At 41.9% G+C, this 5,607-nt stretch carries 2 protein-coding genes and 1 pseudogene; 1 reads left to right on the forward strand and 2 read right to left on the reverse strand.

The annotated features are described in order from the left end of the window. Positions 1-348 precede the first annotated feature (348 nt). Both ACCI49_RS23285 and ACCI49_RS23290 read right to left on the reverse strand, forming a co-directional pair. The gene (locus ACCI49_RS23285; RefSeq protein ID WP_371841637.1) at positions 349-2,556 is read right to left on the reverse strand and encodes a S8 family peptidase; all 2,208 of its coding nucleotides are present in this window, start codon (positions 2,554-2,556) and stop codon (positions 349-351) included. A gap of 10 nt (positions 2,557-2,566) precedes the next feature. Beyond that, on the reverse strand, positions 2,567-3,661 hold the full coding sequence (locus ACCI49_RS23290; protein ID WP_371841639.1) for an AAA family ATPase: 1,095 nt from the start codon (positions 3,659-3,661) through the stop codon (positions 2,567-2,569). Between the two features lie 562 nt (positions 3,662-4,223). On the opposite strand from ACCI49_RS23290, the pseudogene ACCI49_RS23295 reads away from it, so the two are divergent. Beyond that, a pseudogene (locus ACCI49_RS23295) lies at positions 4,224-4,987 on the forward strand (IS6 family transposase). Positions 4,988-5,607: the final 620 nt, after the last annotated feature.

The following is a 5,607-nucleotide window of genomic DNA, read 5'->3' on the forward strand; positions in this document are numbered from 1 at the left end:
TGGTCATGGGTCATCTCTTTTTTGTTAATGGTAAAGAAATGACACAGAATTCTGAACACTACCTTTGAAATACCTACCTTGGTGTTAAAAGATCGCTGCTGCCTGATAAAACATCAAATCGTAACCTTTCTGTAAAAATGGCCAACCCCTGTTAACCGGATTCACCGATGCCCCTTTACAAAAACACTGTCCTCTCCCGGTAAGAGTCCTCACGTATGTCACTTATGTTGGCAATCTAGACTTTTTATGGATGAAAATCGCAATAATAATTGAAATATATATAGCCGTTCGGGTTGAGATTAAGTGGAGTAAAAGCGCTGAAAGACAGCGCCCTACACCAAACGCTGGTCAAACTTTAACTTCGATATCGGTTGTTATTCTCGGTTCAATTTCAGAAAGAATTTCTGAATATGTTTCAAGTATGTCTGAAAATATTTCTTTGTGTTTTGGTGCTTCCAGTGTAACCAAAAATGCGTATTTTATGGAGTCTGCTCTGGTTGAGCTAATATTCGCTCCAGAATTTCTGGCCATGTAATGTATTTGAAAAGCTGGCTCATCCAACAGTCTTCCATTTTTTCGTTTTTCAGCATGTAGGACAGGCTCCCATTTTGCCGCGTCTCGCCTGAGTTCAGCTTCAGTCGCTTTTTTGACCTGTTGAAAAAATTGTTCTTTGTCTTTGCTCTTCTTGGGGATCCAGGCGATCTCGACCCCAGCTTTTGTGTACATTGAGGTGTCTTGGGGGTCTACATGGCTTGAAAAGCAGCAGGTGGCCTTTATTGTTACCATTCCACTTACCCCACTCTTAGGAATGGGGACCGGCACTCTCAAATATTTTCCAGGTAATAACTCCCCTTGATAGAGAATCTTGGCTATTCCTTCTGGAGATTGAATCAAAGAGTCAACCTCACCAATTACTTTCCCCCATCCAATTTTACTTTGGTCTTGTTCATTTCTTTGCGCAGAGTTAATTAGAAGTGCTTTTATGGCCAGCGGCGTAATTTCGTGACCAAGCAAGGCGCGTATACCTACTGCTTTGCGAAGAAGGTAAGGAGCAGAAAAACTAGTGCCTTGATGTGGGATTAATTCGGGATAAAGTTCTGCATTCAACACATGAAAATATTGGTGATGAGAGCCACCAAATGCCAATAAATCTGGTTTCACTCTGCCAGGGGCTCTACCTGGGCCACTTGCACTATAGGTAGCTTTTTTCCATTTTGTATCAGATCTATCTGAAGCGCCAACAGCTATAGCATTTACGCTATCCGATGGGACTTGAATTCTATGTAGCCCCAGCGACTCGTCACTTTCACCATTATTTCCAGCGGCAACAGTTAAAAATGTTTCTCCGTCCGCCAAATATGAATCTAAAAGCGATGTCCATGGATGGATCTCATCGTCATCTATTGGAAGATCAGGGCCAAGACTTATGTTTATAAATTCATACTGTCGAGAAATTAAGATATCTTCGATGTGTGTCAGAGTTCTATACAGTTCAAGTGGGTTTTCCTCGGTTATATCACTATCTAGGATTCTATGATGATCAATAGATGAGTAAGGGCGAGGAGCTTCTAGATCATGAGGTAGAGGTCCAAATAGGAAAGCTGAGGTTACCCCTAAACCATGATCAGTTCCTCCCGGATAGTCACGTGCAGAGGAATCAGACAAGCGATATTCATTTAACCATGGCTCTATAGCATGAGTAGCTGGAAGGCCCCCATCCAAAATAGCTACTCGAATATCAGAGGCGAGCGGAGGAGCGGAAGGAAGTTTGGCCTTTGATGAACCTGGTAGGGATCGAACGAGGGGCCTAAAAGATCGAAGCGGAGCCATTGGTCTAACCACTCTGACGAAAGAGTGTTGGGCAAGTTCAACAGCTTTATTTGGAGCGCCTACCACAGGAACAAACCATAGGTTTGAAACCTCTATTGATAGATCATCTCTTATGTCAAAATTTAGACTTCGTGCATACGCAATGAATGATTGTTTAATAAAATCAGTAGTGCCTCCGGGAATAAACTGGATTCCTACTTCAAAATATCCTGGTTTAGACGACTGATTTTCTTTTATTTTTGAGGCGGCCGGGATGCTTTCAAAACTCCAAATCTTCATTAAATCTTGAACTGCATAGGAATCCTTTGTAAAGCTCAGTAGTTCTCTCTCAAAATTTAAGAAATTTTCGATTTTGCCAGCAATAAAAAAGCTAGTTGATGGTGATCTTTTTGGATCTCCCTTCCTCATCCATTTATCTGGTTTGATTTCAGTTGCCTTGCTTCCGATAGATCTTACACCCATATTACGAAGAAGTTGCTTAGGAAAATGCCCCTTCGCAATAAATGATGGGTGCAGAGTCATTTTGGCAACGGCATATCCTCGTGGGCATAAACTACCGTCAAGGCCTGAAAACTGTTTATTTATTTGTTCAAGCTGTGGTTTTAGCCTTTCTATAACTTCCTCTATCGTATATAGATCCCTGCTTTGAGGATCCATTTTAGGAGGCGAAGTAATTTTTGCCAGCTCCTCAGCCTTCCCTATGAGGTAGTTTATTTTCTTCGCCATATCAAGTTCCTTATGATTGAATTTCGTTTATCTTTTTTCGGATGGTGTCTCTGCTTACCCCAAGAAGCTTTGCAGCTTTTTGTTTTGGAAAGGAGAAATCAGATACAAGTTTAACAGCAAAAGAAATTCTCTTTTGACGTGATAGGTCATCAATATTTGGAATTAAGTACTTAACGCTAGATCTCTCAAATTCCTCAGGATTGATGATTTTTAGTTTTCGAAGTTTGTTTATGGTCCGTTTAATATTGCTATATGACTCACCCTTTTGACTGTCGACGAGAAAGTCTATCAAGTGAGAAAATTCATTGTAATCAGCGCCTAAAAATTGAATCACAGCTTTTCTGATATTTTCTTCGCTGGGTAAGAAAAAGGTTATGTCAAGATCAAATCGTCTCCACAGAGCAGGGTCGACAAGCTCTGGATGGTTTGTAGCTGCTATAAGTAGCCCCTGATTTGGCCAATATTCTATCTCTTGAAGTAAAATATTTACTAGGCGCTTAAGTTCGCCAACATCCGATTCATCGCTTCTTTTTTTTGCAATAGCATCGATTTCGTCAAGAAACAAAACGCACGGATGACTTTTAGCAAAATCAAGTACAGACCTAAGATTATTACCCGTCTTTCCCAGTAAACTACTCATTACAGCAGTGAGATCCAATACGTAGAGAGGCAGCCCCAATTGATGGGCTAACCAACCGGCTGTCATAGTTTTTCCAACCCCAGGAGGTCCCTGAAAAATTATGGAGCTCACAGGGTTTAGTCCTTTATGCTCAAGCTCCTTTGCATGTAGTCGTTCCATCAAGATTTGTTGAAGCTGAGCCTCTAAGGAGTTATCGAGTAGTGGTTCTAACTCTACCGTATTTTGAGGTGTTCGAAGTAGCGATAACTCCTCTCCACTAAGGGCATTCTCTTTGGGTGGTTGATTTTTACGCAAAATACCATTCGACCTGGCTGGGTCGGTCTTTAATAGCTCCTCCAGTTTCGAGGCATACTCTGGATCCTCTTTACGTGCTTTTCGCACTAATTTTGCGAGATAAAGCCTCACGTCAGAAGGCTTACCTTCTAGCGCGAGCCTTGCGACTTCAAGCATCTCGTTAGATTGCATTACGCTTGTGCCCCTTAATGTGACTAATAATTTTAATGATTGAAAATTCTAGTCACTAGCGAAGTAAAAGTCTATAAAGATAGATATATATGTGATATTGTTAGTGACTACTTTGATTTTTCGTTTGGAAATTGGTCAGTGGGAGTGGCGTCAGTAGCACCGCCAATGAGAGGGCTAGCTGTAGAGTAGGCCGGTAACCGGGGGGCGACTCAAAGTACTTGTTGCGCCTTGTCGATGCAGTCTTTCAGGCTGCGGGACATGGTTATGCCTCATCTGTGATTAAGATTTGGGTTGTTAACAGAAATGCATACTACTGATCTTACCCTGCTTCCTTGCTGAGGTAGGGACAGTCGTGGCCGAGTGTACTCAGTGAGAGCATTTTAGTGTCTTCAGATTTGTAGTGGTCAACTATTTCCGGACAGTAAATTAAGTTTTCTTCGCTGCTCCCAGGCCATCTCAAATGCCTTTACCGGGCTCTGTCCCACGGTTTTCCCACCTTGCGGGAACCCTATCTCTCGGGCATAGACACTAGCTCTGAATCTGCAATCTAAGGTCAGTGTCGTTGATCAGCTTTAAAGAGGCTTACTACTCGAAAGACGTGATTCTGTATGCCCTATTCTTCTACGTGCGCTACGCGGCTTCCTATCGAGATCTGGAAGAGATTATGCAGGAGCGTACAGTTACCATTGATCACGCTACACTCAACCGATGGATGTCAAATACTCCTTGCAAATTGCCGCAGGGGTCAGAAAGGTGAAGGGTCAGGTTGGAATCTCCTGGCGTATGCATGAGACTCATATCGAAGTTAAGGGCAAGTGGGTATCCCTCTATCGTGCAGTCGATAAATTCGCTAAAAACGTTGATTTCATGCCTTCAGAGACGCGAGATGAAACCGCAACAACACGCTTCTTTTGGTAGTCCATTATTACTATTAAACCGGCAATTAAAAATTGCGCTCACTTCACCTAGCAGACTTGTTCATGCCTAATTTATACGCACTTTTTGTCACACTAAATGAATGTCGGGTTAATAATGGGCTGCCAGAGAAGGTAGCGGTAGATAGAAACGGAGCTAACCAACATCAATATCTACCCCGTTCTGGTGGGGTTTTGGTTATTATTTATTTATCGCTTCTCTAAAGGTCAGATATCTCAACATTATCGTTGAATACGACCAACGGTTTACCAAGCGAATAACCAAGCCTATGATGAGTTTAAGGCCTTTCATTCAGCTGCTGCCACTGAGGCTACTCATATGATTCGAAAAGGGCAGCTAGAGCAGGCTAACCTCCCAGCCTATCGGCAATTTATGGCTCTAGCAGGATAACTGTGCCCAGATCTTTGGTGTATTTCAGTCAAATGAAAAGTTTGCGACAGAAGCGAATCTCCTGCGTTCTATGGGAATAGCCATAGCATCCGAACTTGAATTAAGGTTCTAAATATAGAAAGTATGATACTTTATTGTCCGGTTTTTGAGGTAAAAATGCAAAGTTAAAACGGAAAGTATGATTCTTTAGCTTTTTCTCGAAAAGTATACTCGAGTAAAATCAATAAGTTAGCTTGGTGAAAGTATGATACTTTATTGTTAATTTACATGGCTTTGTAGATTGACAATAAAGCATCATACTTTCACAGCAACCAGAGCTGCGCTGGGTGAAATAGGTGTAGCTTGGATGCTTTAAATAAATAGTCGCTTTTTGTTCTTAAACTCCCACCCCAAGGAAATCAGTGGCCTCCTTGAACCTACCATTCTAAAACGGCTACAAAAGGAAAAGCGTGGCCAAGGCTTTGGCAAAGATTACAAACCCTTTTTGACTATGAGGGATGTCCCTAGTGGTCCATGCGGAAAGTAATGTAACTAATGGAGAATTGTCCGTATAATGTATCTTCTATGCGTACACCTAAACCTTTTCAAGTTTCTGATAATGAAGCGTCCATTCTGAACGA

The organism is Microbulbifer epialgicus (genome assembly GCF_041447265.1).
GTDB lineage: Bacteria > Pseudomonadota > Gammaproteobacteria > Pseudomonadales > Cellvibrionaceae > Microbulbifer > Microbulbifer epialgicus.

What these genes read in the sequence shown, in the direction of transcription:
- ACCI49_RS23285 (WP_371841637.1), bottom strand. Translation starts at nt 2,556, where the DNA reads ATGGCGAAGAAAATAAACTACCTCATAGGGAAGGCTGAGGAGCTGGCA.
- ACCI49_RS23290 (WP_371841639.1), bottom strand. Translation starts at nt 3,661, where the DNA reads ATGCAATCTAACGAGATGCTTGAAGTCGCAAGGCTCGCGCTAGAAGGT.